At 36.7% G+C, this 267-nt stretch carries 1 pseudogene; it reads left to right on the top strand.

Annotated features, from left to right (window positions below):
* Positions 1-74 precede the first annotated feature (74 nt).
* Positions 75-267 (top strand): annotated as a pseudogene (locus tag R2R70_RS20645) (hypothetical protein); the annotation flags it as partial.

Genomic DNA, 267 nt, shown 5'->3' with positions numbered 1-267 from the left:
CAAAACGCTCAAGTAGGGGCGTTTTTGTATTTTTGCTTCTTAAGATGGGGCAATCTATTTCATAGGAGTGATGAATGGTGAAAAAATATAAAGGCTATTTAATTGATTTAGATGGAACGATGTATAGAGGAACTGAGCTTATTGAGGAAGCGGCGGATTTTATAAAAAGATTAAACGAAAAAAATATTCCCTACCTTTTTGTAACAAATAACTCCTCTCGGACTCCCGCACAGGTGGCAGAAAAGCTGAGAAAATTTACGATACCAG

This window comes from Cobetia sp. SIMBA_158 (assembly GCF_046566945.1).
GTDB classification, from domain to species: domain Bacteria; phylum Pseudomonadota; class Gammaproteobacteria; order Pseudomonadales; family Halomonadaceae; genus Cobetia; species Cobetia amphilecti.
This window is presented reverse-complemented; position numbering and strand designations above follow the sequence as displayed.